Here is a 15,017-nt window from a genome sequence, read left to right as displayed (position 1 = left end):
GGGCTGTTAAAAGGTGCCTAGGAATGCCCATCGACCTGTCGAAAATCACCGCCATCGACGTGCACGTGCATGCCGAAGTTTCGTGCCACGATCCCGAAGATCCGGTGATGGGGCAGTTTTTCGATGCGGCTTCCAGCTATTTCAAGGCTCCGCGCGAGCGGCCCAAGATGCCCGAGATCGCGCAGATCTATCGCGAGCAGAATATCGCGTTCTGCTTGTTCACGGTGGATTGCGAGGCGGGCATCGGCGCCAAGCGCGTGTCGAACTATGAAATCGCCGAATTCGCGGCGAAGAACGACGACGTATGCATCCCTTTTGCCTCGATCGATCCGCACAAGGGCAAGTATGGTGCGCGCGAGGCGCGCGACCTGATCGAGAACCATGGCGTCAAGGGCTTCAAGTTCCACCACATCTGCCAGAACATCCATCCGGCCGAGCAGGTGGGTTACGCCATCTATGAAGTGATCAACCACTACAAGCTGCCGGCGATCTTTCACACCGGGCATTCAGGCATGGGCACCGGCATGCGCGGCGGTGGGGGCATCCACCTGAAATATGGCCAGCCGATGCTGGTCGATGATGTGGCGGTGGATTTCCCCGACATGAAGATCATCCTGGCGCACCCCTCGTGGCCGTGGGTGGATGAAAGCCTGTCGATGGCGCTGCACAAGAACAACGTCTACATTGATCTTTCGGGCTGGAGCCCCAAGTATTTCCAGCCGCAGATCATCCAGTACGCCAACACACAGCTGAAGAAGAAGATGCTGTTCGGCAGCGATTTCCCACTGATCCGTCCGGACAAGTGGCTGGATGCCGCGCGCCAGGTGGGCTTCCGCGATGACGTGCTGCCCGGCATCATGAAGGATAACGCGGTCAAGCTGCTGGGCCTGGCGTGATCGCCGATCCGCCTTCTGACCCGGCAGACATTCGCGCCTGGCAGCGGCTGGGCGCGGATGTGACCACGTCGGGCCGGCTGGAGCCGCGCGATGTGGCGCGGCTGGCGGCACTGGGCGTGGGCCATGTGATCAACCTGGCGCTCGAAACCCATCCCGAGGCCCTGGCCAACGAAGGGGCAAGGCTGGCGGCGGCGGGCATGGCCTATACCCATATCCCGGTGCCGTTTGATGCGCCCGCCAACGCCCATTTCGCCGCGTTTTGCCAGGCGCTGGAGCAGGGGCCGCGCCCGGTGCACGTGCATTGCATCATGAACTGGCGCGTGGCCGCGTTCTTCTATCGCTGGCACCGCGATGTGGCCGGCATGGCCGAACCGCAGGCCCGCGCTCTCATGGCGCAGCAATGGACGCCCGAAGGCTCCGACCGGCCCGAAGCACAGGTCTGGTCTGATTTCATCGCGGGCAAGGGCGCATGATCGATTTTGCCGGCCGCCACGTGGTGATCACCGGGGCTTCCACCGGCATCGGCCGCGCCACGGCCGATGTGGTGGTGGCGGGCGGCGGCACCGTCACGCTGATCGCGCGGCGCGCGGCCTTGCTGGAGCAGGCGGTGGCCGAACTGGGTACGTGCGCCGGCTGGGGGGCGGCCGATGTGGCCGACAAGGCGCAACTTCTGGCGGCACTCGACCGAGCGGTTGCAGAGCGCGGGCCGATCGATGGCCTGTTCTGCAACGCCGGGATCGGTGGCACGTTCGCGGCGGTGGAAGACTATGCCGACGCAGCGTTCGATGCGGTGCTGGCGGTCAACCTCACGTCCGTGTTCCACGCCATCGCCCATGTGGTGCCTGCGATGAAAGTGCGGCGGCGCGGCGCGATCCTGGTCACGGGCAGCCTGGCCAGCGAGCGCGGCATGGCCATGAACGCGGCCTATGTCGCGTCGAAGCATGCGGTGCTGGGCCTGGCGCCGGGGGTGGCGCTGGAACTGGCGCCTTTTGGCGTGCGCTGCAATTGCGTGGTGCCCGGCTTCATCGAAACGCCAATGCTCGATGCCCTCCCGCCCGATGCCGCCACGGCGATGGCCGCGCGTGTTCCGCAAGGGCGCACCGGCAGCGCGGCTGAACTGGCGCAAGTGGCCGCGTTCCTGCTGTCGGACGCGGCATCTCACGTTACCGCGCAGAGTTGGGCCGCCGATGGCGGCCTGCTCGGCACGCTGTCGCTTTGAAGGAACCAGCCATGGCCCTTGCCTATTACCACGCCGAACCCGTCGCCAATTCGCTCAAATCGATGATTCCCTTGAAGGAAAAGGGGCTCGATTTCACCAGCCGCTATGTTGACCTGCACAAGTTCGAACAGCACCAGCCGTGGTTCGTGGCGATCAATCCCGAAGGCCAGGTGCCCGTGCTCGATCACGATGGCACGATCATCACGCACACCACGGTGATCAACGAATACCTGGAAGATGCCTTTCCCGATGCCCAGCCCGCCGATGGGCCGCTGCGGCCGCGCGACGCGGTGGGCGCGGCGCGCATGCGCTATTGGAACAAGTTCGTCGACGAGCATGTGATGAACCATGTCTCGATGCACGGCTGGCATCGCATGATCGGGATTATCGCCCGCAACATCGAGAACGGCGAATTCGAGAAGCTGCTGGAAAACATTCCCCTGCCCGATCAGCGCAAGAAATGGGCCACGGCCCGCTCTGGCTTTTCGGAAAGCGACCTGGCCAATGCGATGGACAAGATCGCCTATGCCGTGGACAAAGTGGAGCGCCAGCTGGGCGAAACGGAATGGCTGGCTGGCGACAGCTATACCCTTGCCGATATCAACTTTTATGCCCATTGCGGCATGATGGTGGAGCGCATGTTCCCCGAACTGGAGATTGCCGCACGCGCGCCGCGCCTGGTGGCTTGGCGCGACCGCATGACCGCGCGGCCCGCCGTGGCGGCCGCGCTTGCCGGTGAGGACCGCACGGCGCCGGGCCTGCGCACCTGGACCGGGCACGCGCGATAACGGAGGATTGCAGGGAATGGCGGGTTTCGTTCTGATCCATGGGTCTTGGCACGGGGGCTGGTGCTTTGACAAAGTGGCCGCGATCCTGACGGCGCGCGGCCATACCGTGGTGGCGCCCACTTTGCCCGGCATGGGCGGCACGGCCGAGGAGATGGCCGCCGTCACGCTGGAAAGCTGGGGGGATTTTGCTGCGCAGCACTGCCGCGATCTCAAGCAGAAGCTGGGCGGCGCGCCGGTGGTGCTGGGCGGGCACAGCCGGGGTGGCCTGGTGGTCAGCACGGCGGCAGAACGCCATCCCGATGCGATGGACAGCCTGGCCTATATCTGTGCGATGATGCTGCCGGCGGGGCTTTCCCGCGCGGAGTTCAAGGAAATCGTCGGCCCCAATGCGCCGTTCGAGGCGATCATCAAGCCGTTGCACGGCAGCATTGCCACGGTGATCGATCCGGTTGACGATGCCGGGGCGGTGTTTGCGCAGCTTTCCCCGCCCGAGGACGTGGCCGCCGTGCTGCCGCGCTTGCTGGCCGAACCCAGCGAACCGCGCCGCCAAAGAATCGTGGTCACGCCCGAACGGTGGGGCAGCAAACCGCGCATCTATGTGGAATGCACCCAGGACCGCACGATCCCCATCGACAGCCAGCGCAAGATGATCGCCATGTCGCCCGGCGCGCAAGTGATAACGCTGGCGGCTGACCACAGCCCTTATCTCTCGATGCCAGAAGCCCTGGCTGACGCCCTGGAAGCGGCAATCTGATCCTCCCCCTCGGGGGAGGATCAATCGGCAAAGAAGTTCAATTCCAGCAGCACGTTGTTGGGATCGGCCACGAAGATCTGGCGCAAGCCGATCGCGGCGACGAAGTTGTGCTTTGCATCAAGCCCCATGGCGGCGATCCGCTGCATCACGATGTCATGCCCCGAACAATTGAGCGCCACGTGGTGGATCGCGCCGGTGACGGTGCCGGGCTCCACCGGCCGGTCATAGGTGCGCGGGCAATCGGTGCTGTTGATGTGCAGCACCGCGCGGCCGCCCTTGTCGTAAAGCCACTGCGCGTTTTGCGGGGTCAGCGGGGGCGGGGCGTCGCGCTGCTCAAGGCCCAGCAGCGCGACATAGAACGCGCAGGTTTCCCCCAGTCGGTCGGTGATGATGTTCACGTGATCGAGGGCATTGACCTGCATGGCGTTTCCTTTCCCGTCAGCTCTTGAATACGACCGTCTTGTTGCCGTTGAGCAGCGCGCGGTCTTCCAGGTGCAGGCGCACCGCTTCGGCCAGCACGCGGCGTTCGATATCGCGGCCCTTGCGCACCAGGTCGTCGGCCCGGTCGGCATGAGTCACCGTTTCCACATCCTGATGGATGATCGGCCCTTCGTCGAGGTCTGCCGTCACATAGTGCCCGGTGGCGCCGATCATCTTCACCCCGCGCGCGTGCGCCTGGTGATAGGGCTTGGCCCCCTTGAAGCTGGGCAGGAACGAGTGGTGGATGTTGATGCAGCGGCCCGAGAGGAACTTGGCGAGATCGTCTGACAGGATCTGCATGTAGCGCGCCAGCACCACCAGTTCCGCGCCGGTTTCGGTGACGATGCGCTTCACTTCGGCTTCCTGCTGCGGCTTGGTGTCCTTGGTGATTGGCAGGTGGTAATAGGGAATGTCGCCGATCAACGAGATCGACAGCGCTTCCTTGGGGTGGTTGCCCAGAATCGCCACCACGTCCATCGGCAGTTCGCCGATGCGGGCGCGATAGAGCAGGTCGCCCAGGCAGTGGTCGAACTTGCTCACCATCATCACCACGCGGCGCTTTTTGGTGGTATCGCGCAGGTTCCACGCCATGCCATATTGCTGCGCCACCGGTTCGAGCGCGGCGTGCAGCATTTCTGCGCTCTTTTCGCCCGGATCGAACACCACGCGCATGAAAAAGCGGCCGGATTCCTGATCGTCGAACTGTTGCGCCTCCAGCACGTTGGCGCCCTGTTCGTAGAGCGTGCCCGATACGCGGGCGACGATTCCGGGCACATCGGTGCACGAAATGGTGAGAATCAGCGGTGCGGCCATGATCAGTGTCTCTCCCGTCGTTGTCTCGCGCCGGCCTGTCGATTTTGCCATTGCGAATCTGTTTCGATATTGTATGTGTTGCATACAAATTTCAACCAAGCATTTTTAGTCGGGAGAAGATTGCATGGCCGCGACCAACCTTGACCAGCTGCTGCAGCAAAACGGCGATATCGTCGGCATGCTGCGCAACTCGCAGCTGGGTGCCTATGTCTATCCGGTGGTGGCACCGGAATTTTCCAACTGGCGTTCCGAACAGTGGGCCTGGCAGCATTCCGCCGTGCTGTTCGACCAATCGCACCACATGGTGAACCTCTACATTCGCGGCAAGGACGCGCTCAAGCTGCTGTCCGACACCATGATCAACAGCTCCAAGGGCTGGGCGGTGAACAAGGCCAAGCAGTATGTGCCCACCACCCCCTATGGCCACGTGATCGGCGACGGTATCATCTTCTGGGAAGAAGAGGAAAGCTTCACGTACGTCGGCCGCGCTCCGGCTTCCAACTGGCTGCGTTATCACGCCGCCACCGGTGGCTATGATTGCGAAATCGAGCTGGACGACCGTTCGCCGATGCGCCCGATGGGCAAGCCGGTCAGCCGCAAGGAATGGCGCTTCCAGATCCAGGGCCCCAATGCCTGGGCGGTGATCGAAAAGCTGCATGGCGGCCCGCTGGAACAGCTCAAGTTCTTCAACATGAGCACCATGAACATTGCCGGCAAGACCGTGCGCACGCTGCGCCACGGCATGTCGGGTGCGCCGGGCCTGGAAATCTGGGGCCCCTATGCCGAGCAGGAAGAAATCCGCGCCGCCATTCTGGAAGCCGGCAAGGAATTCGGCCTGATCGCTTGCGGCAGCCGCGCCTACCCGTCCAACACGCTGGAATCGGGCTGGATTCCGTCGCCGCTGCCGGCGATCTACACCGGCGAAAAGCTCAAGGGCTTCCGCGAGTGGCTGGGTGCCGACAGCTATGAAGCGACCGGCTCGATCGGCGGTTCGTTCGTGTCCGACAACATCGAGGACTACTACCTCAACCCGTGGGAACTGGGCTATGGCTCGTTCGTGAAGTTCGACCACGAGTTCCATGGCCGTGAAGCGCTCCAAGCGCTCAACCCGGCCGATCAGCGCAAGAAGGTGACGCTGGCCTGGCATCCCGAAGACATGGCCAAGATAATGGCCTCGCTGTTCAACCCCGATGGTGACCAGTACAAGTTCTTCGATACCCCGCTCGCGAACTATGCTTCGTCGAACTATGACCGCGTGGTCGATGCCGGCGGCAAGACCGTGGGCCTCTCGATGTTCACCGGCTATTCGTACAACGAAAAGCAGGCGCTTTCGCTCGCCACGATCGATCCGGAAATTCCGGTCGGCACCGAAGTGCGCGTGGTGTGGGGCGAAGAAAACGGCGGGACCAAGAAGACCACCGTGGAACCGCACAAGCAGCTGGAAGTGCGCGCGATCGTTTCGCCCGTGCCCTACAGCCGCGTGGCCCGCGAAGCCTACGCCGAAGGCTGGCGCACCGGTCGTTGATGACCTTTCCCCTCCCTGCCTCCGGGCGGGGAGGGGCCACTACCCCAAACGATAACAACACACGTGGGCGAGGGATCAGAGGATGGCATACGCACAGATTCATCCCAATTGGGACAAGGAACCGGCCGGCATCACCGACGGCTATTCGCTGGAAATGACCGCGAAGGACATCGAGTCCTTGCGCGAAGCCGCCCCCCTGATCCCGCCCGAAACGCCCGTGGCCGTCACGTTCCTGCCCGGCGAGGAAGCCGAGGCCCGCATTGCCGCCACCATTGCCGTGCGCGAGCTGGGTTTCGAGCCGATGCCGCACTTTTCGGCGCGGCGGATCATCGACGTGCCCGAATTCGAGGCTTACCTTCAGGCCGTGGTGGAGCGGGCTGGCGTGCGCCGCTGCTTCATCGTGGCGGGCGATCCGCCCGAGCCGCAGGGCCCGTTCTTCGATAGCTCTGCCCTGATCGCCACCGGCGCGTTCGAGCGCGCGGGGATTACCGCGATCGGCATTGGCGGCCACCCCGATGGCCACCCCAACATGAGCGAAGCGGAATGCTGGGCCGTGCTGGACAAGAAAGTGGCGGAAATCACCGCGCGCGGCATGGCCCCGCTGATCGTCACCCAGTTCGGTTTCGATGCGGATTCGTTCCTCGTCTGGCTGGAAAAGCTGCGCGCGCGCGGCATCGATGCGCCGGTGCGGATCGGCGTGCCTGGCCCGGCCGGGATCAAGCGCCTGCTCTCGTTCGCCGCGCGCTGCGGCGTGGGCGCTTCGGCCAGCGTGATGAAGAAGTACGGCATTTCGCTGGGCAACCTGATCGGCAGTGCGGGGCCGGACAAGCTGGTCGATGCCTTTGCCCGTGGCCTGGGGCCGCAGCATGGCCGCGTGCGGCTGCATTTCTATCCGTTCGGCGGGCTCAAGAAGACCGTGGAATGGATCGAGGACTATCGCCGTCGCCATCCTGCCTGAAGGAGCCTGACATGGCTGATTACGTCCTGGTCCATGGCGCCTGGTGCGGCGCATGGTGCTTCGAACAACTGGCGGGCGAATTGCGCGCTGCCGGCCATCGCGTGGTGGCGGTCGATCTGCCCGGCCTGGGCGCCGATGCGGCGCACTTGCACCCCGGCATTACCCTGAGCGACCATATCGCCCATGTCGAAGCCGAAGTGGCGCGTGCCGGGTTCGATCGCTTCGTGCTGGTCGGGCACAGCTATGGCGGCATGGTGATCACCGGCCTTGCCGCGCGGCTGGGCTCGCGGATCGACACGCTGGTCTATGTCGATGCGTTCCTGCCCGGTGATGGCCAGTCCTTGTGGAACCTGACCGGCGATTGGGAACACGCGCACTATATCGACGGGCAGAAGCACACGCCCGGCGCGATTGCGCCACTCCCCGGCTTTGCCGATCCGCGCCTCACGCCGCATCCCTTGCTGACGCTGGTGGAGGCGGTGCGCCTGACGGGCGAGGAAGCCCAGGTGCCGCGCCGCATCTATATCTTCGCCACCGGCTGGCAGCCCACGCCCTTTGCCCGCTTTGCCCAGGCGGTGCGCCAGGACCCCGCGTGGGAATACCACGAGGTGGGCGGCGGCCATTTCGTGATGGCCGACGCGCCAGAGGACTTGCGCACGATCGTGCTGGGCGCCGCAGCGGGCTGAGCGGCCAGCGCCGCGCTCAAAGCCCGGCGAGTTCGTCCTGCGCGGCATCGAGCGCGGCCGCGATGGTATCCACCAGCCGGTCGATTTCCGCATGGGTGATCACCAGCGGCGGGCTCATCACGATGGTGTCGCGCACCGCGCGCACCATCAGTCCGCGCGCGATGCAATGGTCGCGCACGATCGGGGCGGCCTGGCCGCCTTTCCCATGCCGACGGTTCGTGCCTTTTTCCGCCACGATCTCTACCGCGCCGATCAGGCCGAGCGAGCGCGCCTCGCCCACCAGCGGGTGCGGGGCAAGGCGTTCTGCCAGGGCCGCGGCCAGATAGGGCCCGGTGTCGCGTGCGGTGCGGCCGACCAGGTCTTCGCGCTCGATGATGTCCAGGTTGCGCAGCGCCACGGCCGCGCAGACCGGGTGGCCGGAATAAGTATAGCCGTGGGTAAACTCCTCGCCCGACGCGCGCAGCGTTTCCACGATTTCGCGGCTGACCCCGGTGGCCGAGATCGGCAGGTAGCCCGATGACAGGCCCTTGGCCATCGAGACGATATCGGGGGTAAAGCCAAAGTGCTGGAAGCCGAACCAGGCGCCCAGGCGGCCAAAGCCGCAGATCACTTCATCGGACACCAGCAGGATGCCGTACTTGCGGCAGATCGCCTCCACCTTGTGCCAATAAGTGGGCGGGGGAATGATCACGCCGCCCGCGCCCTGCACCGGCTCGCCGATGAAGGCGGCGACGTTTTCAGGGCCGATGGCCAGGATGCGTTCCTCGATCGCGGCGGCGGCGCGGGTGGCAAAGCTTTCCGGGTCTTCGCCAAAGCCTTCACCGAAGGCATAGGGCTGCATCACGTGCTCCACGCCGGGGATCGGCATGCCGCCTTGCACATGCATGAAATCCATGCCGCCCAGGCTGGCCGAGGCCACGGTGGAGCCGTGATAGGCATTGCGCCGGCTGATGAACACGGTGCGCTTGGGCTGCCCCTTGAGCGCCCAGTACGTGCGCACCAGGCGGAACACGGTATCGTTGGATTCCGAACCGCTGTTGTTGAAGAACACGTGCTGCAGTTCGCCACCCAGCAGGCCGGCCAGGCGCGCGGCCAGTTCGATCGGCGGCGGCGTGGCGGTGCGGAAGAAGGTGTTGTAGAACGGCAATTCCAGCATCTGCGCGCGCGCCACGTCGGCCAGTTCATCGCGGCCATAGCCCACGTTCACGCACCACAGCCCGGCCATGCCATCGAGCAGGGAATGCCCTTCGCCATCGGTGATCGTGCAGCCCTGTGCATGGGTGATCACGCGGCTGCCGCCCAATTGCTGTTGCAGGGCATAGCTCGATTGGGCAGGCAGGTGGTGGGCCACGTCAAGCTGGCGCAAGGTGGCGATATCGTGGTTGCGAACGATGGTCATGACGTGATCCCGAATTTGTCCCACCCGTGTATTCTAAGATCACAGATACGGTTGCCCTTTGGGCTCGTCAAACGAAAACCCTTGGCGCGGCCGCGCAAAAGGTTCATCACGGGTGCAAACGGCTGGGCCTGATCCAAGATCACGGTTTCGCAGACAGGCCCCAGCGGCATGAAGAACCGCCATCACGAAGACAGGTTGATTTGGAAAAGACAGGCATGAAGATCGGCGCCACCACGGCAAAGGGCCAGGCAAAGGCGGCAACGGGCAAGGCAGCCGCGAGCAAGCCTGCAACGCCCAAGGGCGTGGCCAAGGCGCCCGTGGCCCGCGTGGCGCGCGCAACCAAGGCGGCCGGTGCCAAAGCCGCGGCGGCCAAGGCGGACGAGGGCGAAGTGACCTCCTCGCTGCGCGAGCAGGTCTATGAAGACCTGCGCTATCGCCTGATCACCGGCAAGATCGCGCCGGGCGTGGGCATTTCCACGCGCGGCCTGGCCCAGCAGATGGGCGTGAGCCAGATGCCGGTGCGCGATGCGCTCAGCCGCATCGCGGCCGAAGGCGCGGTGGACATCCGATCCAAGCGCGCGGTGATGGTGCCCAAGATGACGCTGGAGCGCTTTGACGAGATCATGCGCCTGCGCACCTTGCTCGAACCCGTCGCCGCCGTGGCCGCCCTGCCGCACATCGATGCCGAGCGCCTGCGCGATATTCGCGCGGCCGACGAGGCGACCGACGCGGCGCTGGGCGAAGGCGACGTGAACGCCTACATGGAATCGAACTTCCGCTTCCACTCGCTGATCTATGGCGCGGCGCCGATGCCGCTGGCCAACCGCATGATCGAAAGCCTGTGGATGCAGTTCGGCCCGTTCATGCGCGTGGTCTATGGCCGCTATGGCACCGCCGCCATGGTCGATCACCACCAGGCGGCGGCCAAGGCCATCGCCAAGGGCGATGCGCAGGGGCTGCACGATGCCATCGCCGGCGACATCGGCGATTGCGCAGACCTGATGCAGGACTGGGACCGGCTGAACCTCTGATGGCCCGCAAACACGCCAAGCGCGGCGGCTGGGCTGACGAACCCGAAGCCACCGAAGATGAAGCCCCGCCGCCCGTCCCCTGCTGGCTCTGCGGCCGGCCCACCGGCAGCACCATCGTGTGGCACCACCCCGTGCCCAAGAGCCGCGGCGGCCGCGACGTGGTGCCGATGCACGGCATCTGCCAGCAGACCCTGACCGCCAACTTCACCAACTCCGAACTGCAACGCGCGGGGCTGGATGTCGACGTGCTGCTGGCCCACCCGCCGATCCGCAAGTTCGTGGACTGGGTGGCGAACAAGGACCCGGACTTTACCGCGAGTGTGACCAAGAAGGGGCGGTGAGGGGGTAGGACGCCGTTTTTATTATTCTCGTTTCGGACCAAGTGGCGGTTTTAAAGGCTTTTGCTCTTTTTTGTTTCTGATTATGTCTACCGCTTGGGGGCGCGTGCTCGCGCCTTGGACGGGGGCATCATGATTCATTGTACTGATCTTGGCGCAAAGCGCCATGGACGGCGCTTTGCGGCGGCCATTCTCGTTTCCTTGATGGCCCCGGCAATTTTGCCGCAGGCAGCCCATGCGCAAATGCCGCCATTGCAGCCGGCACCGCCGGCAGACAAGTTTGCCGCGCTCGACGCCGCAGACCGCGAGGCGGAGGCGAAAGCCGTTTGGCAGGAGATCGGCCGCGTTGCGCAAGTGGGGCCGCGCCAGATCGCCTTGCTCGACCAGGGTACGCTCAACCTCCCCGCAGGGCAGGTTTTCGTTCCGGCGTCCACGGCCAATCGCTTGATGGCTGTGCTGGGCAATCGCACGCTGGATTCGCGATTTGGCCTCATTCTTCCCGCCAATGGGAAGGACAACTGGATCATCGATATCGTCTGGGCCAAGGAAGGCTATGTCAAGGACGGCGATGCCAAGGAATGGGAGCCGGACGCCCTGCTGGAGAGCCTGAAGGCGGGCACCGAGGAGGACAACAAGGGCCGGCAGGCGCGCGGCATGCCTGCTCTGGACATCACCGGGTGGGTGCAGCAGCCGGTCTACGATGGCGCTCGTCACCAACTGGTCTGGTCCATTGCCGCGCATGATCGCGGCACGTCCGATGGGCGACCGGAGACGATCAACTACAACACCTATGCCCTTGGCCGGGAAGGCTTCTTTACGCTCAATCTCCTGACCGATTCGACCGCTGTGGCGGCGGACAAGAGCGCGGTTCAGGCCGATCTGGCCGGGTTGTCGTTCAACCCCGGAAAGCGCTACGAGGACTTTGACTCGTCGACCGACAAGGTTGCCGCCTTTGGCCTGGCCGGCCTGATCGGTGCCGTCGCGATCAAGAAGATGGGTCTGCTCGCGGTCATCGGGGTCTTCCTGCTCAAGATCTGGAAGTTGGTGATCTTTGTCGTGTTGGGCGGGTGGGCCGCATTGCGCCGCCGCATCGCGCGCCTGTTCGGCCGGAAGGAGGACGAGGACCCGTTTGCCGAATATGTGACGGCAGAGCCTGATCCCTCCGAGCCTGCCGCACCGGAAGGTGCCGTCGCGCCCGATCCCGAGCCGGCCGTTGTGCTGACCAAGTCGCCGGAAGAGGCAAGGCCTGTGGCATGATCAAGTTGCTGGCGCTTGTTTTTGGCGTCTTCAAGCTGGGCAAACTGGGCGGCACCGCGATCACCATGATCGTCTCGCTGGGATTGTATGCACTGGCGTTCGGCTGGCGCTATGCCGCGGGCTTCATCGGCCTCATCTTCGTTCATGAAATGGGCCATTATCTGGCGGCGCGCTACAAGGGTTTGGCGGTGGGTGCCCCCACGTTCATCCCTTTTGTTGGCGCGTGGATCGAACTGAAAGAGCAGCCGATGAATGCCCAGGTAGAGGCATTCGTCGGGCTGGCGGGGCCTTTTCTGGGGACTGTCGGGGCGGCGGTCTGCTATTTCCTGGCGCGCGAGAACGGTAGCCCGGTTTTGATGGCGGTGGCCTACTCCGGATTTTTCCTGAACTTTTTCAATCTCATTCCGCTATCGCCACTGGATGGCGGACGCATTACCGGGATTTTGGGGCCAAGGGTCTGGTTCGTAGGGGTGCCGATCATGCTGGGCATGCTGTTCTATCATCCCAGCCCGCTCTTGGTGATGATCGCGATCATGGCCGTTCCTGCGCTCAAAAAGGCCTGGCACTTCGATCCCGAAGACCCGGAGAACCAAGCCTATTACGGTATTCCGGCCGAAACGAAGTTTGAATATGCGGCGCTCTATCTCGGCTTGCTGGCCTATGTCGCGGTCATGACCAGCATGGTGCACGAGGAACTGGGCGGCTTGTCCTGAATCAACGGGGTGCAGGGGCGACAAGCCCCTACGTTTTCCTTTTTCTTCAAGCCTTTTGCCAGGCTTCGCACCACCCCCAACCCCCTCCTCTGAAGAGGAGGGGGCTTTTGGCTGCCTCCCGCCTTACCCCAGCAATTCCCCCACCGCGCGCCAGGCTTGGTCTATGGCGCTGTCGGTGTAGGCGGCGCGGCCGCTGTCGGAGTTGGCGATGGTGATCGCGCCGAAGCGTTGGCGGGCGATCTTGTTGGGGGCGTTTGGGTCGTCGTCCTGCTGTTTGTCCCACAGGGCGTTGAATTCGGGGGCATAGCCGTGGGGCCAGCGGTTCACCGTGATGGCCGCGATATCCTTGTCCGCGTCAAAGCCATAGGGGCCCATGGCGCGGGTGAGCAGGTCGCGGATGCGGGTTTCGAACAGGGCGAGGTCGGTGCCGAGCAGTTCCATGCGGCCGGCGCGGCTCTGGTCGTGTTCGGGCAGGCCGGGCTGGTGGGGAATGCCGGTCAGGTGCAGCAGGATGGGATCGTCGGGCGATTTCGGCCCGGCATAGCCGCCCAGGGCCACGGCGTGATCGAGGTTGGCGCTCTGGAACCAGGCCTGGGGAAACTGGATGCCGCTGATGCCGGCCTTGGCAAAGGCGCGCCAGTTGTCGAGCGCGACGCTGACATAGACCAGCGGTTCCTTGACCAGTTCGTGCAGCGCTTCCTTCTGCGCCGCCGGCATGCTGGGCACGAGGTAGGGGATGATCATGTTGTAGCAGGCCATGACCACGTGGCGCGCGGCCACCTTGTGCACTTTGCCGGCGTGGGAATAGACCACGTCTGCCCCGGCCTGGGCGCGGTTCACGGCGTGGACGGCAATGCTGGAGAGGCGCAGGCGCACGGCGTTTTCGGGGCGGTCGAGCGCGGCATAGTTGGCCGGGGCAAGGATCGATTGCTCCACCGTCAGGCCTGGCGCCATGAAGCCGGGGATCAGGTCGGCCACCAGCCGGCGGGCGATCGTGGCGTTGCCATCGGGGAAGTGGAAATCATAGCTGCCGCCGGTGCTGGCAAAGCCGCGCGGGGTATAGCCCATGCGCATGGTGCCGCCCGGTTCCAGCTTCAGGCCCTTGAAACCGGGGAAGAATCCGGTGCCCCAGGCATCGAGCGCGCAGATGCCGTCGGCGCCCACGCACCACCACCCGAGCGGGCGGTTCTGGTAGAACAGCATGGCTTCTTCGGACAGGCCGCCGTGCTTGATCAGGTAATCGCGATAGCTGATGGTGGAGAGGTAATCCTTGCGCTCGGCCATCGGCATGGCGCCGAGCGGATCGGTCTCGCCCGATTCCAGCGCGGCGATCTGCGCGCGGGCGGCGGGGGAAAGCGGCGCCTTGACCAGCGCCTCACCCAGCGGGGCATCGTCGGGCAGGGGGATCAGCGCATCGGCGCCGAAGCTTTCCTTGTCGAAGAACACCGCGCGGCCCAGCTTCACGCCGGCCAGCATGCCTTCGTCGGCCTCTGCCCCGCCATAGGCCTTGGCCAGCGCGGGCACGTCGATCCCCAGGCGCTTCAACAGGCCATCGGCCACCTTGCTGTAGGGCGTGGGGCTTTCGATGCCGGCGGTGCCGCCGTTCATCAGCAGGGTGTGGCCGCGCACCTTGAATTCGTTGCGCTTGGCATGGCCGCCGAAATCGTCGTGGTTTTCTAGGATCAGGATCTTGGCGGCCGGGTTGCGATCACGGTAGAACAGCGCAGCGGAAAGCCCGCTGATGCCCCCGCCCACCACCACCAGGTCATAGCTTTCGTGCGCCGGGCCGGCCAATGCCTGACCCACCGCCTGGCCATCGCGCAGGGCGTGCGCCACTTCGAACGAGCCGGGATGCGATCCGCGCATGCCGGTGCGCAGCGGCGGGTAATAACCGCCTGGTTCCCCCGGATGCGCGGGCAAGGGGGCGGCGGGCGCGCCGGGCTTGGGCGCCTTGGCCTTGGGCAGGGTGGCAACGGCGGGAGCGGCCATGGCGGTGGCGGCGGTGGCCGAACCGGTTTTCACAAATGTGCGGCGCGTCAGCCTTCCGCCGGGATTGCCTTCGGATGCCATTTTGATCACCTATGATGAAAGGCTTTACCTGCATCCTGTGATCACATATCGTGCGCAAAAGCAATGCCCGATATCGAACCGGGCCAACCA

16 protein-coding genes are annotated in these 15,017 nt (G+C 64.6%); 12 read left to right on the top strand and 4 right to left on the bottom strand.

Going from position 1 to position 15,017, the window contains the following annotated elements; all coding sequences use genetic code 11:
• The first annotated feature begins 23 nt into the window (after positions 1-23).
• The 5 genes from FHT19_RS20425 to FHT19_RS20405 are packed head-to-tail and all read left to right on the top strand — an operon-like array spanning position 24 to position 3,657.
• Positions 24-896 carry an amidohydrolase family protein gene (locus tag FHT19_RS20425; RefSeq protein WP_211185019.1) on the top strand — a complete coding sequence of 291 codons (873 nt, stop codon included), beginning with the start codon at positions 24-26 and terminating at the stop codon, positions 894-896.
• Positions 893-1,369 carry a sulfur transferase domain-containing protein gene (locus FHT19_RS20420; protein ID WP_248290580.1) on the top strand — a complete coding sequence of 159 codons (477 nt, stop codon included), beginning with the start codon at positions 893-895 and terminating at the stop codon, positions 1,367-1,369. Before FHT19_RS20425 ends, FHT19_RS20420 begins: the two co-directional genes overlap by 4 nt.
• A complete protein-coding gene (locus tag FHT19_RS20415) occupies positions 1,366-2,115 on the top strand; it encodes an SDR family NAD(P)-dependent oxidoreductase (protein ID WP_169476586.1) in 750 nt (249 codons plus the stop codon). The genes FHT19_RS20420 and FHT19_RS20415 overlap by 4 nt, the downstream gene beginning before the upstream one ends.
• An 11-nt stretch (positions 2,116-2,126) precedes the next feature.
• A complete protein-coding gene (locus FHT19_RS20410) occupies positions 2,127-2,903 on the top strand; it encodes a glutathione S-transferase family protein (protein WP_169476585.1) in 777 nt (258 codons plus the stop codon).
• Between the two features lie 16 nt (positions 2,904-2,919).
• On the top strand, positions 2,920-3,657 hold the full coding sequence (locus FHT19_RS20405; protein WP_169476584.1) for an alpha/beta fold hydrolase: 738 nt from the start codon (positions 2,920-2,922) through the stop codon (positions 3,655-3,657).
• A 20-nt stretch (positions 3,658-3,677) separates the two neighbouring features.
• On the opposite strand, the gene FHT19_RS20400 is transcribed toward FHT19_RS20405, so the two are convergent.
• Positions 3,678-4,079, bottom strand: coding sequence for a VOC family protein (locus FHT19_RS20400; protein WP_169476583.1), 402 nt, complete (start codon positions 4,077-4,079; stop codon positions 3,678-3,680).
• Between the two features lie 16 nt (positions 4,080-4,095).
• On the bottom strand, positions 4,096-4,950 hold the full coding sequence (gene purU / locus FHT19_RS20395) for a formyltetrahydrofolate deformylase (protein WP_169476582.1): 855 nt from the start codon (positions 4,948-4,950) through the stop codon (positions 4,096-4,098).
• A gap of 124 nt (positions 4,951-5,074) precedes the next feature.
• Between purU and FHT19_RS20390 the strand changes: the two genes are divergently transcribed.
• From FHT19_RS20390 to FHT19_RS20380, 3 genes are all read left to right on the top strand, one after another.
• On the top strand, positions 5,075-6,475 hold the full coding sequence (locus tag FHT19_RS20390; RefSeq protein ID WP_169476581.1) for an aminomethyl transferase family protein: 1,401 nt from the start codon (positions 5,075-5,077) through the stop codon (positions 6,473-6,475).
• Positions 6,476-6,557: 82 nt separating this feature from the next.
• The gene (locus FHT19_RS20385) at positions 6,558-7,433 is read left to right on the top strand and encodes a methylenetetrahydrofolate reductase (RefSeq protein WP_169476580.1); all 876 of its coding nucleotides are present in this window, start codon (positions 6,558-6,560) and stop codon (positions 7,431-7,433) included.
• An 11-nt stretch (positions 7,434-7,444) separates the two neighbouring features.
• Positions 7,445-8,119: an alpha/beta fold hydrolase gene (locus FHT19_RS20380; protein ID WP_169476579.1), complete on the top strand. Its 675-nt coding sequence runs from the start codon at positions 7,445-7,447 to the stop codon at positions 8,117-8,119.
• Positions 8,120-8,135: 16 nt separating this feature from the next.
• Here the strand turns inward: FHT19_RS20380 and FHT19_RS20375 are convergent, their stop codons facing one another.
• Entirely contained in the window at positions 8,136-9,518 is a 1,383-nt protein-coding gene (locus FHT19_RS20375) for an aminotransferase (protein WP_169476578.1), read from the bottom strand.
• Positions 9,519-9,733: 215 nt separating this feature from the next.
• Between FHT19_RS20375 and FHT19_RS20370 the strand changes: the two genes are divergently transcribed.
• The 4 genes from FHT19_RS20370 (at position 9,734) to FHT19_RS20355 (ending at position 12,857) form a co-directional block, all read left to right on the top strand.
• Entirely contained in the window at positions 9,734-10,549 is an 816-nt protein-coding gene (locus FHT19_RS20370; protein WP_168556486.1) for a GntR family transcriptional regulator, read from the top strand.
• A complete protein-coding gene (locus FHT19_RS20365; protein WP_169476577.1) occupies positions 10,549-10,890 on the top strand; it encodes a hypothetical protein in 342 nt (113 codons plus the stop codon). The genes FHT19_RS20370 and FHT19_RS20365 overlap by 1 nt, the downstream gene beginning before the upstream one ends.
• Before the next feature lie 240 nt (positions 10,891-11,130).
• Positions 11,131-12,144 carry a DUF2167 domain-containing protein gene (locus FHT19_RS20360; protein ID WP_169476576.1) on the top strand — a complete coding sequence of 338 codons (1,014 nt, stop codon included), beginning with the start codon at positions 11,131-11,133 and terminating at the stop codon, positions 12,142-12,144.
• Between the two features lie 65 nt (positions 12,145-12,209).
• On the top strand, positions 12,210-12,857 hold the full coding sequence (locus tag FHT19_RS20355; RefSeq protein ID WP_211185018.1) for a site-2 protease family protein: 648 nt from the start codon (positions 12,210-12,212) through the stop codon (positions 12,855-12,857).
• Between the two features lie 123 nt (positions 12,858-12,980).
• Here FHT19_RS20355 and FHT19_RS20350 read toward each other — a convergent pair whose 3' ends face one another.
• Positions 12,981-14,927 carry an FAD/NAD(P)-binding protein gene (locus tag FHT19_RS20350; RefSeq protein WP_169476574.1) on the bottom strand — a complete coding sequence of 649 codons (1,947 nt, stop codon included), beginning with the start codon at positions 14,925-14,927 and terminating at the stop codon, positions 12,981-12,983.
• Positions 14,928-15,017 lie beyond the last annotated feature (90 nt).

The sequence above is a fragment of the Novosphingobium sp. SG919 genome, assembly GCF_012932495.1.
GTDB classification, from domain to species: domain Bacteria; phylum Pseudomonadota; class Alphaproteobacteria; order Sphingomonadales; family Sphingomonadaceae; genus Novosphingobium; species Novosphingobium rhizosphaerae.
This window is presented reverse-complemented; position numbering and strand designations above follow the sequence as displayed.

Coding starts and splice junctions, on each gene's coding strand:
- FHT19_RS20385 (WP_169476580.1), top strand. CDS start 6,558: ATGGCATACGCACAGATTCATCCCAATTGGGACAAGGAACCGGCCGGC.
- FHT19_RS20415 (WP_169476586.1), top strand. CDS start 1,366: ATGATCGATTTTGCCGGCCGCCACGTGGTGATCACCGGGGCTTCCACC.
- FHT19_RS20370 (WP_168556486.1), top strand. CDS start 9,734: ATGAAGATCGGCGCCACCACGGCAAAGGGCCAGGCAAAGGCGGCAACG.
- FHT19_RS20400 (WP_169476583.1), bottom strand. CDS start 4,079: ATGCAGGTCAATGCCCTCGATCACGTGAACATCATCACCGACCGACTG.
- purU (WP_169476582.1), bottom strand. CDS start 4,950: ATGGCCGCACCGCTGATTCTCACCATTTCGTGCACCGATGTGCCCGGA.
- FHT19_RS20365 (WP_169476577.1), top strand. CDS start 10,549: ATGGCCCGCAAACACGCCAAGCGCGGCGGCTGGGCTGACGAACCCGAA.
- FHT19_RS20360 (WP_169476576.1), top strand. CDS start 11,131: ATGCCGCCATTGCAGCCGGCACCGCCGGCAGACAAGTTTGCCGCGCTC.
- FHT19_RS20350 (WP_169476574.1), bottom strand. CDS start 14,927: ATGGCATCCGAAGGCAATCCCGGCGGAAGGCTGACGCGCCGCACATTT.
- FHT19_RS20375 (WP_169476578.1), bottom strand. CDS start 9,518: ATGACCATCGTTCGCAACCACGATATCGCCACCTTGCGCCAGCTTGAC.
- FHT19_RS20380 (WP_169476579.1), top strand. CDS start 7,445: ATGGCTGATTACGTCCTGGTCCATGGCGCCTGGTGCGGCGCATGGTGC.
- FHT19_RS20355 (WP_211185018.1), top strand. CDS start 12,210: ATGATCGTCTCGCTGGGATTGTATGCACTGGCGTTCGGCTGGCGCTAT.
- FHT19_RS20410 (WP_169476585.1), top strand. CDS start 2,127: ATGGCCCTTGCCTATTACCACGCCGAACCCGTCGCCAATTCGCTCAAA.
- FHT19_RS20425 (WP_211185019.1), top strand. CDS start 24: ATGCCCATCGACCTGTCGAAAATCACCGCCATCGACGTGCACGTGCAT.
- FHT19_RS20405 (WP_169476584.1), top strand. CDS start 2,920: ATGGCGGGTTTCGTTCTGATCCATGGGTCTTGGCACGGGGGCTGGTGC.
- FHT19_RS20390 (WP_169476581.1), top strand. CDS start 5,075: ATGGCCGCGACCAACCTTGACCAGCTGCTGCAGCAAAACGGCGATATC.